The 12,338-nt window shown below is 67.8% G+C and carries 10 protein-coding genes; 2 read left to right on the top strand and 8 right to left on the bottom strand.

The features are described 5' to 3' along the window. Positions 1-84: 84 nt before the first annotated feature. Complete coding sequence (locus KDK82_RS09885) at positions 85-753, bottom strand: GntR family transcriptional regulator (RefSeq protein WP_012205610.1); 669 nt, start codon at positions 751-753, stop codon at positions 85-87. Positions 754-1,022: 269 nt separating this feature from the next. Here KDK82_RS09885 and KDK82_RS09880 point away from each other — a divergent pair, with 269 nt between their 5' ends. Next, positions 1,023-2,015 (top strand): tripartite tricarboxylate transporter substrate binding protein, encoded by a 993-nt coding sequence (locus KDK82_RS09880; protein ID WP_088165480.1) that lies wholly within the window; start codon positions 1,023-1,025, stop codon positions 2,013-2,015. A gap of 55 nt (positions 2,016-2,070) precedes the next feature. Here the strand turns inward: KDK82_RS09880 and KDK82_RS09875 are convergent, their stop codons facing one another. Both KDK82_RS09875 and KDK82_RS09870 read right to left on the bottom strand, forming a co-directional pair. Further along, positions 2,071-3,903 carry a methyl-accepting chemotaxis protein gene (locus KDK82_RS09875; RefSeq protein ID WP_088164745.1) on the bottom strand — a complete coding sequence of 611 codons (1,833 nt, stop codon included), beginning with the start codon at positions 3,901-3,903 and terminating at the stop codon, positions 2,071-2,073. 126 nt (positions 3,904-4,029) lie between these two features. Continuing rightward, on the bottom strand, positions 4,030-5,355 hold the full coding sequence (locus KDK82_RS09870; protein WP_179217880.1) for a serine hydrolase: 1,326 nt from the start codon (positions 5,353-5,355) through the stop codon (positions 4,030-4,032). A gap of 166 nt (positions 5,356-5,521) precedes the next feature. Between KDK82_RS09870 and KDK82_RS09865 the strand changes: the two genes are divergently transcribed. After that, positions 5,522-6,448 carry a LysR family transcriptional regulator gene (locus tag KDK82_RS09865; protein ID WP_179217879.1) on the top strand — a complete coding sequence of 309 codons (927 nt, stop codon included), beginning with the start codon at positions 5,522-5,524 and terminating at the stop codon, positions 6,446-6,448. Between the two features lie 4 nt (positions 6,449-6,452). Here KDK82_RS09865 and KDK82_RS09860 read toward each other — a convergent pair whose 3' ends face one another. Genes KDK82_RS09860 through KDK82_RS09840 form a run of 5 tightly spaced genes read right to left on the bottom strand, consistent with a single transcriptional unit; the run spans position 6,453 to position 12,284 of the window. After that, complete coding sequence (locus KDK82_RS09860; RefSeq protein ID WP_241150384.1) at positions 6,453-7,235, bottom strand: (2Fe-2S) ferredoxin domain-containing protein; 783 nt, start codon at positions 7,233-7,235, stop codon at positions 6,453-6,455. Beyond that, positions 7,222-8,010: an ABC transporter ATP-binding protein gene (locus KDK82_RS09855; RefSeq protein WP_047218673.1), complete on the bottom strand. Its 789-nt coding sequence runs from the start codon at positions 8,008-8,010 to the stop codon at positions 7,222-7,224. The genes KDK82_RS09860 and KDK82_RS09855 overlap by 14 nt, the downstream gene beginning before the upstream one ends. Beyond that, positions 8,007-9,092, bottom strand: a complete 1,086-nt coding sequence (locus tag KDK82_RS09850) for an iron ABC transporter permease (protein ID WP_013802411.1) — start codon at positions 9,090-9,092, stop codon at positions 8,007-8,009. The genes KDK82_RS09855 and KDK82_RS09850 overlap by 4 nt, the downstream gene beginning before the upstream one ends. Next, a complete protein-coding gene (locus KDK82_RS09845) occupies positions 9,079-10,131 on the bottom strand; it encodes an ABC transporter substrate-binding protein (protein ID WP_088164744.1) in 1,053 nt (350 codons plus the stop codon). The genes KDK82_RS09850 and KDK82_RS09845 overlap by 14 nt, the downstream gene beginning before the upstream one ends. Next, positions 10,131-12,284 carry a TonB-dependent siderophore receptor gene (locus tag KDK82_RS09840; RefSeq protein WP_256974438.1) on the bottom strand — a complete coding sequence of 718 codons (2,154 nt, stop codon included), beginning with the start codon at positions 12,282-12,284 and terminating at the stop codon, positions 10,131-10,133. Before KDK82_RS09840 ends, KDK82_RS09845 begins: the two co-directional genes overlap by 1 nt. Positions 12,285-12,338: the final 54 nt, after the last annotated feature.

Here is a 12,338-nt window from a genome sequence, read left to right as displayed (position 1 = left end):
CGGACGGCAGCCTGCGCGCTGGCTTCACGCTTCGTGACAGCGAAGGGGCCGGCGCGGCTTTCAGTGCGGCTTTCAGCGCGGATTTCAGTCGGCCTGGTTCGCCTGGAGGATGCCTGGAAGCGTGCGCAGGATGTGGGCGCGCATCAGGGCTTCCACCTTTGCGCCATCCCTGGCCTTCAATGCGCCTATGAGTTCTTCGTGCCTGTCGTGCACGTAGTCCGTCGATGGCTTGCCCTCCAGCCACACCCGCATCAGGGGCTCGGAGACTGAGTGCAGGGACGCGATCTGCCGCATCAGCTGGGGAGCGTCGGCAATGGTGCACAGGCGCTCGTGGAACTGGCGGTGCGCCGTGATCCATTCCGATGCATTCAGGCCGCTGCGGTGCATGCGCTGCAGCAATTGCTCCAGATCGTGGATGTCATTGGTGGTCACGTTCTCGGCCGCCAGGGTGGCCGCCAGGCCCTCCAGCACCGAACGCATGGCGAATACCTCGCGCACCTCTTTTTCGGTCAGCACCCGGACCACCGAGCCACGGTTGGGGCGGTTGACGATCAGCCCCTCCGTGGCAAGGCGGTTCAGCGCCTCGCGCACGGGCATGCGGCTGGTGCCAATTTCGGCCGCGATGTCATCCGGTGCCAGCCGCATGCCCGGGCGCAGTTCGCCCGTGCGTATGCCGCGCTTGATGTGTTGGTAGGCCTCTTCCTGTGCCGTGGCATGGACAGTGTCAAACGAGGCGCGTCGGTCGGTCAGCATGGTTTATCCGGTGTCTTTCGCCCAGGGCAGGGGCCCGCCGATTCTACGGGGACCTGCCTGCGCCTCCCGGGGACCCCGTTTGTGCCGGTTTCCACGCAGCCATGCCTGTGCAGGTGATGGCAAGAGGCGGTTTTCCCTAGAGCTGGTTCGATTATTGCTTGCTAGTCTTCCGCATGATTGGATACAAATATCTAAATATCTATGCATTTTCCCCATGGCAGCCGGAACCTGTTCCTTCGCCATGCCTGCTCTCCAACCTGATGAAGACCATGCCTCTCCAAACGCTCCGCACTCCCCTGGCCAAGGCCCTGCTGTCCGCCCTGGCCCTTGTCGCTGCCGCTCAAGCCTCTGCCCAGGGGGCCGGCGCCTGGCCCAGCAAGCCCATACGCATCGTCGTCCCCTTTCAGGCCGGGTCCGCCACGGATCTTTTGAGCCGGCAAGTGGGGGCCGGGCTGAGCACTTCGTTGGGCCAGCCCGTGCTGGTGGAAAACAAGCCGGGTGCGGCCGCCATGATCGGCAGCGACACCGCGGCCCGGGCCCCGGGCGACGGCTACACCCTGCTGATGAGCGGGCCGGCCTCCATGGTCACCAACCGTTTTCTGTACAAGAAGCTGAGCTACAACCCGGACGCCTTCGAGAAGGTGGCCATCGTGGCGGTCACGCCCAATGTGCTGCTGGCGAACCCGTCCCTGCCGTTCAGTACGCTGGCTGAGATGGTGGCCTATGCCAAGGCAAACCCCGGCAAGCTGACCTATGCCTCCTTCGGGGCCGGCACGACCTCGCACATGGCTGGCGAGTTCCTGCGCCAGGCCGCCGGCATCGACATAGTGCATGTGCCCTACAAGGGTGCGGCCGAGGCCATTCCGGCCTTGATATCGGGCCAGGTCTCCCTGTACTTCGACACCATCATGACCGCCTTGCCCCAGGTGAAGGCCGGCAAGCTGCGGGCCCTGGGCGTATCGACTGCGAGCCGCGCCGCCATGGCCCCGGACATCCCGACGATTGCCGAACAAGGCTATCCGGGCTTTGACATCGCCCCGTGGTACGGCATCGTGGCCAGCCACGGCACGCCGCCGGCCGTGGTCTCCCGGCTCAACACCGAGATCAACAAGCTGCTGAACACCCCTGAGTTCCGCGAGCGCCTGGTGGCCACCGGCGCCGAAGCCCGTGGCGGCAGCGTTGCCGACTTCGAGGCCTTCGTCAAAACCGAGGTCCCCCGCACGGAGAAGCTGGTACGGCAGGCCGCAATCGCGCTGCAGTAACCGGACCGGCGCCGCCGGGGCAGGGCGGTGGGTTGCCTGCCGTGCGGCGCCGATTTCATCTATGCAGGGCGATGCTCCTGGACCGGGATGATTCGCTGTCCAGCCGAAAGCCTGCCACCACGTCCGCCAGTTGCGCGGCCTGCTGCTGCAGCGACTGCGCCGCGGCCGTGGCCTCTTCGACCAGGGCCGCGTTCTGCTGGGTGGACTGGTCCATCTGGCTGACGGCCGTGCCGATTTCGGCAATGCCCGTGCTCTGTTCCTGGCTGGCATTGCTGATCTCGGTGACGATGGCGGTCACGCGCTGCACGCTTTCCACAACCTTGCCCATGGTGGCGCCTGCGTCCTGCACCAGGCGGCTGCCGGCATCGACCTGGCCCACGGAGTCGTCGATCAGCGCCTTGATTTCCTTGGCGGCCGTGGCGCTGCGCTGGGCCAGCGTGCGCACTTCGGAGGCCACCACGGCAAAGCCGCGGCCCTGTTCGCCGGCGCGGGCCGCTTCCACGGCGGCGTTCAGCGCCAGGATGTTGGTCTGGAAGGCAATGGAGTCGATCACACCAATGATGTCGGCAATGCGGTGCGAGGACTGCTCGATGCCGCCCATGGTGCGCACCACCTGGTCCACCACGGTGCCGCCATGCGTGGCGATGTCCGAGGCGCTGCTGGCCAGTTCGCGCGCCTGGCGCGCATTCTCGGCGTTGTGCTGCACGGTGGCTGTGAGCTGCTCCATGGCGGCAGCCGTTTCCTCCAGCGAGCTGGCCTGCTGCTCGGTGCGCGCCGACAGGTCCTGGTTGCCGCTGGCGATTTCGGTGGAGGCATGGCGAACGGTCTCGGACGATTCCCGGATGCGCACCAGCACCGAGGCGATCTTGTCGGTGAAGTGGTTGAACGCGCGTGCGATCTGCGTCAGTTCGTCATTGCCTTGCACCGACAGGCGGCGCGTGAGATCGCCGTCACCCGAGGCGATGTCTTCCAGCGCATCGCGCACCACGGCCAGCCGGCGCGTGACGCGGGCGATGACGGCGCCCAGCAGCGCAATCGCCAGGATCAGCGAAATGGCAACGATGGCGCCCGACACCTTGAGCAGCGAACCCAGCGCGGACAGCGCCTCGTCGCGCTGCACGGCCACCACCAGTTGCCAGTTCGTGCCGGGCACGCCCTGGCCGTAGAGCAGGAAATCCTTGCCGCCGACGGCCGTGCGCATGCCGGTGTCCTCCTTGGGCAGGGCCTGGATGGCGTCGGCACGCAACTGGGGCGAGAGCGCGGAGACGGGCTTGAGCGTGAGTGCCGGATCGGGATGGGTGACGATGGCGCCCGCCTCATCCACCAAGAAGGCAAAGCTGCCCGGCGTAGGCCGGATGGCGCCCACGGTGCGCACCACCGTGGTCAGCAGCACGTCGGTGCCGACCACGGCGACGGGATTGCCGGCCGGGCCCACGGGCTCGGCAAAGGTCACGCCCACTTCGGGCGGAGATACAAACAGATAGGGCGCCGTCACGATAGGGCGGCCTTCCTTCAACGCCTGCCTGAACCAGGGGCGGGCCGTCACGTCGTAGTCGGCAGCCATCTCATTGAGGAAGAACATGCGCTTGTCGGTGTAGCCGAAGTAGGCATCCGAGAAGCCGCCGCCGTCGCGCAGTGCCTGGACCACGGCACGCGGGTCCGGCGTATCGACCGCCTGCGCCAGGGTATGGGTCAGCAGGCGCTTGGTCGCCACCCATTCGCCCAGAACCTGGGCCTGGGCGTTCACGAGCTGGCGGCTCTGGTCGTCGAGGGTGGACAGCACATGGCGCTGCACCGTGAGGAAGTTGGCAATGGCCAGGGCCAGCATGGCCACGGTGACGATGGCCACGCTGAGCGCGATGAGTCGCGCACGCAGGGACTGGAACATAGAAGAATTACTTATTGCAAGAAGATGCTACATACGTTAGCAAATTTTCTTGACAATACGCGTCCTTGCAGGCGGTGCCCCCTGGCCGCCGAAGCCTATGCGGGAAATTCGCGCCCCTTCAGCGCCTCAGCGCTCCCCGGCCAGCAGCCTGCCCAGCGCCTCGTAGGCGGGCAGCGAGGTCGGGTCATTGGCCGCATTGCCAGCCACCGGGTGGGAAGCGAAGCGCGCAATCACCATCTGTGCCTTGGGATCGATGTAGACGGTCTGGCCATGCACGCCGCGCGCCGCGAAGGCGCCATGGGCGTTGTGCGTGACCCACCACATGTTGCGATAGGTCCAGCCCGGCAGCAGCTTGTAGCCGGCCTTGGCAAAGGCCGCCGCATCGCCGCCACGGCGGATATCGTCCACGGCCGCTGCGGGAACGATCTGCTGGCCGTTGAACTGGCCCCGGTTGCGCAGCATCTCGCCAAAGCGCGCCAGGTCCCGCAGGCCCAGGTTCAGGCCGCCGCCTGCAAAGGGCGTGCCCGTGGAGTCCACCGACATGTAGGCATTCTGCTCGGCGCCCAGGCGGCTCCAGATGCGCTCGGACAGCAGATCGGCCACCGATTGGCCGCTCACGCGCGCCAGCACCCAGCCCAGCGCATCGGTATTGGCCGTGCGATAGCCGAAGGCCTTGCCGTGCACGCCTTCGGGCTTCACGGTCTGCAGAAATTCGTAGTAGCTGCGCGGCCCGGTGTAGTCCTTGGCCTTGGGCAGCGGGTTGCCGGCCGCTGCATGCGCCCAGACCTCGGCCTGCGGGTCCGCATAGTCTTCGCTGAAGCGTATGCCCGTGGTCATGTCCATGAGTTGGCGCACCGTGGCATTGCCGAAGGCCGAGGCCGCCAGCTCGGGCACGTATTCCGACACGCGGCGCGAGGGGTCGAGCTGCCCCTCGGCAGCCAGCATGGCCGCCAGCGTGCCGACGAAGGACTTGGTCACCGACATGGCGCCGTGCTGGCCTTCGGGCTTGAGCACGCCGAAGTAGCGCTCATAGATCACGCGGCCCTTGTGCAGCACCACGATGCCGTCGGTGTAGTTGGCCTTGAGCGAATCGCGCCAGGTCATGGGCTGGCTGGCACCCAATGGCGTGAAGCGCAACTCGTCGATGTCTTCGCGCAACGCCTGGGCCAGCGGCGCTGCAGGCGCCAGGCCGCGCGACACATTCACCGTGGGCATGAGCTGGCGAAAGTGCGAGACGCTCCAGCGCATGGCGGGAAACTGGAAATAGGAACCGTCGTCGAAGCGCAGCATGCGGTCCGGCGGCGGCGGCGAGCCCACCATCCAGCCCAGCTTTGCGGGGTCGCTGGCATCGGCATCGGGATAAGAGGGGGTCTTGGCTGCGGTGACCCCTGCCGTGGCTGTGACGAACACAAGGCTGCCAGCCAGGGCTCCGGCGAAATGTTTGAGCTGCATGCCGGCAACCATACTACGGTTGCCGCGGCGCCAAGATCCGCTGCCAAAGGATGGAAGCCGGCTTCCATCCCAGGCCCTGCGCCCAGTTGGCGCAAGCACGACAAATGGCTTTCTCGTTGGACTAAGCTTCAAATAGTTTTTGAAAATCAAAGCCTGGCGAATGCCCATGAAAAGCCTGCAAGACCTGGATATCTTCGTGCGCACCGCAGACAGCGGCAGCCTCTCGGCCACTGCGCGTGCCCTGGACCTGACCCCGGCTGCGGCCAGCGCAGCGCTCAAGCGGCTGGAGGCAGAGCTGGGCGTGACCCTGTTCGTGCGCTCCACGCGCAGCCTGCGGCTCACGCAGGAGGGCGAGCTGTTTCTGGAGCACTGCCGCCCCGCGCTGGCCGGCCTGCGCCAGGTACGCGACCAGTTGGCTGGCGGCCAGGCCGCTTTGCGCGGCACGCTGCAACTGGCCGCCCCCTCCGACCTGGGCCGCAACGTGCTCATGCCCTGGCTGGACGAATTCCAGAGCCAGCACGCGGGCGTGGATCTGCGCCTGCACCTGTCCGACCGCGCTGCCAATGTCTACAGCGAGCCTGTGGACGCGGCTTTTCGCTATGGCAGGCCGCAGGATTCCAGCCTGGTGGCCTTGCCGCTGTCGGACACGCACCGCCGCGTGCTCTGCGCCGCGCCTTCCTATCTGCAGGAACGCGGCGCACCCGCCACCCCCCACGACCTAGCCGGCCATGACTGCCTGTGCTTCATGCTGGGCGAGGAAGTGCACGACCGCTGGAGCTTCTGGCCGGCAGGGCAGGGGGCAGCCGTACCTGAGCCGGTCCATGTCCGGGTGCGCGGCCGCAATGTGGCCAATGACGGAGATGCCGTGCGGCGCTGGGCCGTGGCCGGGCGGGGGATTGCCTACAAATCGTATTTCGACGTGGCCGAGGACTTGGCCCGGGGCCGCCTTCTTGCGCTGTGCACCGACTGGACGACCGAGTGCGTTCCGCTGTTCCTGGTCGCCCCCAGCCGCAGGCAGTTCACGCCGCTGGTGCGTGCGTTGCGGGATTTTGTGGCGGTGAGGCTGGCCGAGCTGGAGGCGGCACAGCCCTGAGACTTCACGAAGCCTGCGTTCCCAGCTCCACAGGCCCGTGCACATGGTGCTCCGCGCAGACCTGCCGCGAGAGCACATGGGTTTCGATCACTTCGGCGGCATTCTCGGCCTTGAGCCGCCCGTACCAGACGCCGTCCGGATAGACGATGGCCAGCGGGCCATGGTTGCAGGGGTACTGGCAGCTGGTCTGCAGCAGGCGCAGCCTGGCACGCAGTTCGCTGCTGGCCTGCACGGCCTCGCCCAGGCTTTGCCAGACGGCCACGGCGCCCAGGGCGGTGCAGCGCGGCCCCGTGCAGACCAGGGCGTGGTGCTGGTGGTCCGGCACCTGGGACCAGGCCTGGGGATCGTGCTGCCATTGGTCGCCAGCGGTCTCGGCAATGTCTGGGGCCTGAAGGGCCTGGGCCATCTGAGACAGCAGCAGCGCGGGCATGGTCGCAGCACCCAGCAGATGGTCGGCAAACCGCACCTGCACGCCCTGGTCCGGCAACTGCGAGCGCCAGCGCATGGCCAGCTTGTGCAGCCAGCGCAGCAGGGCAGGCTCGTCGGGCGAGAACAGGGGCAGCACGACGATGGAGCGCGCCGGCAGGCATTGCTGCAGCGCATCGGGCAGCGAGGGTGCGGCCTTGTCCACGAACGATGTGACGACCTTGCAGGCCGGCTCCAGCGTCTGGCGCAAGGCATCGGCCAGTTCGATGAGGCTTTGGCGCGAGGCTGCGCCCGTGCCGCCACGGCCCAGCACGATCACGGCGTCGGGCCCGGGCGGGATGGATTTTTCAGAGGAGTTCATCGGGAATGAAGCTGATGCGCAGCCGGCCGGTGGCGGCATGGATGTCCACCTCGGCAGCCACGCCGTAGACCTGGCCGATGGTGGCAGGGGTCAGTACCTGGGCCGGTGTGCCATGGGCAACGATGCGGCCTTGTTCCATGAGATAGAGACGGTCGCAGTAGTGGGCGGCGATATTGAGATCGTGCAGGGCGACGATGCTGCTGATCTGCAGGCGCCTGACCAGTGACATCAACTCCAGCTGATGGCGTATGTCCAGGTGGTTGGTGGGCTCGTCCAGCAGCATCAGCCGTGGCTGCTGGGCCAGCGCGCGGGCCACGAGCACGCGCTGCTTCTCGCCGCCGGACAGGCTGGAGAAACGCCGCTCCTCCAGCGCCAAGGCATTCACCTGGGCCAGCGCCTGCCGCATGCAGGCGAGGTCCTCGGCGCTGTCGCCCGCCCAGGGGGACTGGTGGGGGATGCGGCCCATCATCACGGCTTCGCGCACGGTGAAGTCAAAGCTCTGCGGCGCCTCCTGCGCCAGGACCGAGACCTGGGCCGCGAACTCGCGCGCCGTCATGTCCCGGATGTCGCGCTGGTTCAGCAGCACGCAGCCTGCGTCGGGCCGCAACACTCGGTAGAGCATGCGCAGCAGGGTGGATTTGCCGCTGCCGTTGGGGCCGATGAGCCCCACGCATTCGCCGCTGTGCAGGGCAAGGCTGGCCTGTTCCACGATGCGCCGGGCGTCGGCACGCCGGGCATCGGCACTCCAGCACAGGTCCTGGGCTTGCAGCTTCATGGGCCGCGCCCTCCCTGCACCGGCTGGCGCACCAGCATCCAGACGAAGAAGGGTCCGCCGATCAGCGAGGTGATCACGCCCACGGGCAGTTCCATGGGCGCAAAGGCCGTGCGCGCAACAAGATCCACCAGCACCAGCAGCAGGGCGCCGGCCAGGGCGGCCACGGGCAGCACGCGCCGGTGGTCCGTGCCCACCAGCATGCGCGCGGCGTGCGGCACGATCAGTCCCACAAAGCCGATGGCGCCGCTGACCGCCACCATGGTGCCCGTGAGCAGCGACACCGCCAGGAACAGTGCGCGCCGCAGCCGTGCCGTGTCCACGCCCAGCGTGGCGGCGGCCTCGTCACCGGCCAGCAGGGCGTTGAGCGGGCGCGTCTGCAGCCCCAGCCAGAGCATTCCCGCAGCCAGCACGGCAGCGGGAATGCCCAGTTCCTCCCACTGCGTGCCGGCCAGGCTGCCCAGCGTCCAGGTCAGCAGGGCATTGGCCAGGTCACGCTGGCCCGATGACAGGGTGATCAGGCTGGTCACGCCTGCCAGCACATAGCCGATGGCCACGCCACCCAGGATCAGCCGCGTGGCATGGATGCGGCCTTGGGAGCGCGCCAGCAGGTAGACGGCGACGGTGGCCGCCAGCGCCCCTGCAAAGGCCCCGGCCGTGAGGGCGTACATGCCGGCCGAGGCCAGCGCACCGAAGGCCAGCACGGCCACGGCGCCCACCGACGCACCAGAGGACACGCCCAGCAGATAGGGATCGGCCAGCGGATTGCGCACCATGGCCTGCATGATGGTGCCCACCACGGCAAGCCCCGCGCCCACCAGGGCCGCCAGCAGCACGCGCGGCATGCGGATCAGCCAGACGATCTGCTGGTGCTGCGGCGTGATGCCCTCCAGTGGCGGCGGCTGCATGCCCAGCACCTGCAGCAGCCGGCTCCAGGCAATGCGCCAGACCGTGCCCGCCGGCATGTCCACTGGCCCCCAAGTGATGGCCAGCGTCATCACCAACAACAGGGCCGCGAACAGCAGCAGGCACCAGAGGCGGGCGGCGCCCGGGCGCCTGGGCCAGCGGGAATCAGTTGGCCGCATGGCTGGGCGCCGGCATGCGGTCGGGGTGCAGGGCCTGCGCCAGGGCGCGGGTCCGCGCAATATTGCGCGGGCCGGGCGTGGCCTCGGCATAGGTCATCACGAAAAACCGCTTTTCGCGGATGGCATCGACGCCGGCCAGCTCGGGCTTGGCCAGCAGGAAGTCGATCTTGCCCTGTGCATGGGGCTGGCCATAGTCGATGATGACGATCCACTGCGGATTGCGCTGCACCACGTCCTCCCAGTTACCTGCAGGCCAGTTGCTGGGAATGTCGTCGAAGATGTTGCGCCCGCCCGCTTCCTCGATCATGGCCTGCGGCATGCCGTAGCGGCCCACGGTCACGGGGATGTCCTGGCCGCTGTCGTAGACGAAGACCGAAGGCCGCTGCCGCACGCCCTGCATGCGCTCGCGCAGGTCCTTGAGTTCGCGCTCCAGCCCCTGCGCCAGTTGCTCGGCATGGGCGTCGATGCGGAAGATGCGGCCCAGGTTGCGCAGGTCGGTCAGGCCGTCTTCCAGCGCCACCTGGCTGCGCGGCCCCACGCGGATGCACGATTCGGACAGCACATATGAGGCAATGCCGTGGCGCTGCAGCACCTCGGGCGTGACCTGGCCCTGGCGAAAACCGTAGCTCCAGCCTCCGAAGACGAAATCTGCCGAGGCGCCCAGGATGGCCTCCAGGTTCATCTCGCGCTCGGCCAGCCGCGGCACGCGGGCCAGCTGGGCCTGGAAGGCCGGGTCGATCTGCTTGGCCTGCGTGATACCGCTGTAGCCCACCAGCCGGTCGCCCAGGCCCAGAAAGAGAAACATCTCGGTGATGTTCACGTCATGGGTCACGGCGCGCAGCGGTGCGTTGGCGTAGGTCACGGGGCTGCCGCAGACATTGACGGTCACGGCCGCCTGCGGTGCGGCGGCCGGTGCCGGCAGTTCACTGGTGGTGCCGGAATCGCTGCGCGAGCAGCCGGCCAGCAGCAGGGTGGCCGCCAGGGCGCCAGCGCACAGGCCGTGGAGGCTGTGGAGACTTTTGCAGCGCGCCATGGCCATCAGAACCGGATATGCGCCGCGATCTCGAAGCGGCGGCCTTGCCCGACCAGGAACTGGCTGCCGTAGCTCGATCCCACATAGACCCTGTCGGCCAGGTTGCGGCCGATCAGGCTCAGGGTGGTGCGCGGGTCCACCTGCCAGCTCAGCGCGGCGTCGGCCACGGTGTAGGCGGGCAAACTCACGGTATTGGCGTTGTTGCCAAAGCGGTCACCCACGTAGCGCAGGCCCAGCGAGGCCTGCCAGGCGCCCACGCGGTAGTGGCCCCAGAGGTTGGCCGTGGTCTTGGCCACGTTCTGCGGACGGTTGCCTGCGCGGTTGCCGCCAGCCTCGATGAGCTTGTCGAACTGGGCATCCACGTACGACAGATTGCCCTCCACGCGCAGGGCGGGCGTGGCCTGGAAGGTGGCGGTGACCTCGGCCCCGCGCGAGGACTGGCTGCCGCCCTGGATGGAGATGGCCGGCCGGTCCGGGTCGCGCGTGATGATGTCGTCCTTCTTGATGTCGAACACGGCCAGCGTCCATTCGCCGCGCCCGCCAGCCACCTGCTGCTTGATGCCGATCTCGGCCTGGCGGCCCTTGCTCAGCGCGTAAGCCGTGTTGGCCAGGTTCAGCGAGACCAGGCTGTTGACGGGATCGTGTCCCGAGCTGATCTGCCCATAGACATGGGTGTTGCGGGCCAGTTCATAGGTCAGGCCCAGGCGCCAGGAGGTGGCGGCCAGCGTCTTGTTGAAATCCGTGCCGCCCACCAGCGAGTGGCTGGCAAAGTCGTAGACATCGCGGCGCAGGCCGGCCATGGCCAGCCAGCGGTTGCTGATGCGCCAGGCATCTTCCAGGTACAGGGCATGCTGGGTCACGCCGGTTTCTGTCTTGGCGGCGGTGAGATCGGGGCTGGCCCAGCTGCCATGCACGGGATCCCAGGCCGAGACCGTGGACGAGCCACCATAGGGCGAGTTGTTGGACAGCCGCAGGTTGATGCGCGCGGCCTCCCAGCCCATGGCGATCTTGTGCGAGCCCCGGTCCACGTTCAGGCCCAGGCGGTTGCCGGTCTGCTCCAGGTCGTGCAGGATTTCCAGGTAGTCGGAGCGGCCCACGGTCCAGGTGGCGGGGTTGAGCGCGTAGGCCTCGATGTTGCGCCAGTGGCGGTCGGACTTCACGTGGTACAGCTCGTTGCGCACCGTCAGCCAGTCATTGGCCTTCCATTGCACCTTGGCGCGCAGGCGCTCGTCGGCATAGCGCAGCACGCTGTCTTCGGCGTTGTAATTGCGGTCGCGCAGCGACTCCACCACCTTGCCGTCCAGGCCCGGCGTGCCCCAGTAGCGGCTGGGCTTTTGCACGCTGCGGTCGGCGATCAGGTCGATCTGCAGGTCGCTCGTGGGCTCCAAGCGCAGCGTGCTCATGAACTTGCCGTTGCGCGACTGGTCCAGATCGCGCTCGCCTGCGCTGCGGGCGGTGTAGCTGTCGATACGGTAGCTGGCATAGGCGCCCAGGGCGCCGGTCACGCCCAGGCCCAGGCGCAGCGTGTCGTCCGTGCCCGCGCCCACCAGCACCTCGGCCGAGCTGGTGCGGCTGGGCTGCTTGCGGATGGCGTTGACCGTGGCGCCCATGGTGCCGCTGCCATACATCAGCGAGGCCGGGCCGCGCAGCACGTCGATGCGCTCGTAGCCCCAGCTGTCACCCGGATACGCCGTGGTGCCGGCGGCCACGCCCAGCACCATGCCGTCTTCGGCCACGCCCACGGAATTGACACCCGCAAAGCCGCGGCTGCTGAAGGCCAGGCCGCCGTTGCCCGGCGTGCTGCTGGAGGTCAGGCCCACGGTGCGCGTGACGGCGTCCACCAGGGCGTAGTCGCCGCGCTCCTGCATCTGCTCGGCAGAGACGCCGTCCACGCTGGCCGGCACTTCCTGGTTGGAGACGCCGGTATGGCTGGCAGAGCGCGCAGGCTGGGCCAGTTGCTGGCCGATGCGTTCGGCCTGGCCGGTGACCTGGACCTCGGGCAGGGCGGTTGATGGGGGCGTTGGCGTGGGCGTGGGCGTTTGGGTTTGAGCCTGCGCCGGCAGGCAGATGAAGGCGCAGGCCAGGGCCAGCGGGCTCAGCCGCACGGAAAGGGACTGGGCAGCGCGAGCGCTGGAAACCCTGGAAAAGGAAGAATGCATTTCGAACATCGGTCTTCGACCGTCTGATGCGAAAGCAAGGCACTGCCACCTCTC

The organism is Delftia sp. K82 (genome assembly GCF_002193035.1).
Lineage (GTDB): Bacteria > Pseudomonadota > Gammaproteobacteria > Burkholderiales > Burkholderiaceae_C > Comamonas > Comamonas acidovorans.
The sequence above is the reverse complement of the archived record's forward strand: the minus strand, read 5'-3'. Positions and strand labels throughout refer to the sequence as shown.

What these genes read in the sequence shown, in the direction of transcription:
- KDK82_RS09885 (WP_012205610.1), bottom strand. Translation starts at nt 753, where the DNA reads ATGCTGACCGACCGACGCGCCTCGTTTGACACTGTCCATGCCACGGCA.
- KDK82_RS09880 (WP_088165480.1), top strand. Translation starts at nt 1,023, where the DNA reads ATGCCTCTCCAAACGCTCCGCACTCCCCTGGCCAAGGCCCTGCTGTCC.
- KDK82_RS09875 (WP_088164745.1), bottom strand. Translation starts at nt 3,903, where the DNA reads ATGTTCCAGTCCCTGCGTGCGCGACTCATCGCGCTCAGCGTGGCCATC.
- KDK82_RS09870 (WP_179217880.1), bottom strand. Translation starts at nt 5,355, where the DNA reads ATGCAGCTCAAACATTTCGCCGGAGCCCTGGCTGGCAGCCTTGTGTTC.
- KDK82_RS09865 (WP_179217879.1), top strand. Translation starts at nt 5,522, where the DNA reads ATGAAAAGCCTGCAAGACCTGGATATCTTCGTGCGCACCGCAGACAGC.
- KDK82_RS09860 (WP_241150384.1), bottom strand. Translation starts at nt 7,235, where the DNA reads ATGAACTCCTCTGAAAAATCCATCCCGCCCGGGCCCGACGCCGTGATC.
- KDK82_RS09855 (WP_047218673.1), bottom strand. Translation starts at nt 8,010, where the DNA reads ATGAAGCTGCAAGCCCAGGACCTGTGCTGGAGTGCCGATGCCCGGCGT.
- KDK82_RS09850 (WP_013802411.1), bottom strand. Translation starts at nt 9,092, where the DNA reads ATGCGGCCAACTGATTCCCGCTGGCCCAGGCGCCCGGGCGCCGCCCGC.
- KDK82_RS09845 (WP_088164744.1), bottom strand. Translation starts at nt 10,131, where the DNA reads ATGGCCATGGCGCGCTGCAAAAGTCTCCACAGCCTCCACGGCCTGTGC.
- KDK82_RS09840 (WP_256974438.1), bottom strand. Translation starts at nt 12,284, where the DNA reads ATGCATTCTTCCTTTTCCAGGGTTTCCAGCGCTCGCGCTGCCCAGTCC.